This is a genomic window from Bradyrhizobium sp. (assembly GCF_049798375.1).
Classification (GTDB): Bacteria; Pseudomonadota; Alphaproteobacteria; order Rhizobiales; family Xanthobacteraceae; genus Bradyrhizobium.
In genome coordinates this window covers 1-2,509 of the sequence record NZ_JBARGP010000446.1, presented here as the reverse complement: position 1 = coordinate 2,509, position 2,509 = coordinate 1, and the positions used below count along the sequence as shown (strand labels likewise).

2 protein-coding genes are annotated in these 2,509 nt (G+C 64.4%); both read left to right on the top strand.

Annotated features, from left to right (window positions below):
- The first annotated feature begins 435 nt into the window (after positions 1-435).
- Positions 436-1,206 (top strand): outer membrane protein, encoded by a 771-nt coding sequence (locus tag WA702_RS18595; RefSeq protein ID WP_425111997.1) that lies wholly within the window; start codon positions 436-438, stop codon positions 1,204-1,206.
- A 295-nt stretch (positions 1,207-1,501) separates the two neighbouring features.
- Positions 1,502-2,188, top strand: a complete 687-nt coding sequence (locus WA702_RS18590; protein WP_425111998.1) for an outer membrane protein — start codon at positions 1,502-1,504, stop codon at positions 2,186-2,188.
- Positions 2,189-2,509: the final 321 nt, after the last annotated feature.

The following is a 2,509-nucleotide window of genomic DNA, read 5'->3' as shown; positions in this document are numbered from 1 at the left end:
TGTTCATGGGCAGCCGCGCCCTCGCCTTCTCCGGCATTCCCACGGGCGCGACCACGCGCACCGACAATGTGGGCCAGGACGTCGACATGGCGAGCGTGCGCGTCAACTACCGCTGGGGCGGCCCGGTGCTCGGGAAATACTGACCTTGTTAGTCAGGCTAAGATCGGATTGCCGGCCTCGCGCCGGCTTTTTTATGCGTCACGCATCGCGCGTAGCGTGACGACGGCCCGCGTCCGCGTCGTCGCACCCGCGCTTTCACCAACGCTTAACTACAAATCGCAGCGCCTTTTTAAGCACGAATCGTAGCTCCCCCTTGATGCGGCGCGCCGGTGACAGCCTTACGGCATCTCATCAGTTACAATTGTCTTCAACCTGAACGGGTCGGTCTGGACGGTGGGGTCTGGACGAAGCGAAACATTGGGACTGGAGAACATCATGAAGTCGATCCTGCTTGTGACCGTGAGCTTTGCCGCGCTGGCGGCGACGCCTGCCTTTGCCGCCGACCTCGCGTCACGTCCCTACACCAAGGCGCCCGCCCCGATCATGGCGACGCTGCCGAGCTGGGCCGGCTTCTATATCGGCGTCAACGGCGGCGCCGACTGGAATCGCAATTGCTGGACCGTGAACCGCGTCAGCGGCGCGGCCGTGACGCCGACCGGCGAAGGCTGCCACAACGCCACCAGCGGCGTGGTCGGTGGCCAGGTCGGCTATCGCTGGCAGGCCAACGATTGGGTGTTCGGCCTGGAAGCCCAGGGCGACTGGACCGACCTGAAGGCGTCGAACACCAGCGCGATCGTCACGACCGTGAACAACAACACCAAGACCGACGCACTCGGCCTGTTCACCGGCCAGGTCGGCTACGCCTGGAGCACCGTGCTGTGGTACGTGAAGGGCGGCGCCGCCGTCACCCACAACAAGTACACCGGTGTTGCGAACTCGACCTCTGCGTTCGCGACCGGCACAGTGCTCGACCAGGCCAGCGAGACCCGTTGGGGCGGCACGGTCGGCACCGGTATCGAATATGCGTTCGCGCCGGGCTGGTCAGTCGCGGCCGAATACGATCACCTGTTCATGGGGCGCAACGACGTCACCTTCCCGGCAACGGCCGCGCTACTCTCGCGCACCGACAGCATCAAGCAGGACGTCGACATGGCGACCGTGCGTATCAACTACCGCTTCGGCAGCCCGGTGCTCGCCCGCTACTGATCGCCGGCGCGTCACTCGCGCTCAGATCTCCAGCTGAGAAAGGCCGGCCTTGCGCCGGCCCTTTTTGCGTGCCTGCCATGCATTGGGAACGATCCCAACCGGTTGGCGCCGCTGAATGTTCACAGACGTCATCACCGGAACGTGCTTTGGTCGTGAGTGTGGCGCAACGGCGACAGCATTCGGCCGCGACCTCGGCTATAGCCAATCTCGTCAACCTGAACGGGTGAGTTCTGGCGACGCGGTCGACCGTCGATCACGGCCAGAATGCTGAGGAAGAATGGGACTGAAGACAATGATCAAGACGATTCTGCTGGCGACCGTCGCTGTCGCCGCTCTGGGCACGGCAGCTTCCGCTGCGGATCTCGCTGCCCGCCCCTACACCAAGGCGGCGCCGATGCTTGCGCCGCTGCCGACCTGGGCCGGTTTCTACATCGGTGCGATGGGCGGCTACGCCGGCCAGACCGGATCGGATGGCATTGAAGGCGGCTTTGCCGGCGGCACCATCGGTTACAACTGGCAGCAGGCCAATGTCGTGTTCGGCATCGAGGCGGACGCCGCCTGGGCCGATATCAGCCGTTCGGCGGCTGGCTTCGTTGCGGTCCCCGGCTTCGCTCCGATCGGAGTGACTGCATCCGCCAAGATTCAGGACTGGGGCACGGTTCGTGGCCGTATCGGCTACGCTTTCGGCCCGACCCTGCTGTACGCGACCGGCGGTTACGCCTGGGCCGACACCAAGCTCTCGGCGGCCGTTACGGGCGTCGGCGGGTTCTCGACCTCGGACAGCCAGGTCCACAGCGGCTACGCCGTCGGTGCCGGCCTCGAATACATGTTTGCCCCGAAGTGGTCGTTCAAGGCCGAATACCTCTTCAAGAGCTTCGGCAGCGAGAACTACACCTTCAACACGCCGTTCGGCTCCGCAACGGCCGCCTCGGGTTCGTTCGACATCCACTCGGTGCAGGCTGGCATCAACTACCACTTCTAAGATCTGCGGCCCGCGCGGCCTCGATTGGAGCCTCCGTTCCCCCAGGGGAACGGAGGCTTTTTCGTTTCGTGAGCCCCCGTATGAACACGGGAGTTCCCGCGGCTCTGCTGCCATTTGCCGCCATGCGGCCAACGCAGTGTTGATGATTCGCGCGCGGCACTGGAAATCGCGCCTCGTTCTTCCTACGTTCCAGCTCGACATTCCCCCATCGGCGTCTGATGTCCGGCTTCCGGCGGAGCGCGCCTGCAACGACGTGCGCGACTTTGCGCCCAGGGATCGCAAGGGACCAATTGCCATGGATGAAGTGCTCAAGGCCAAGCA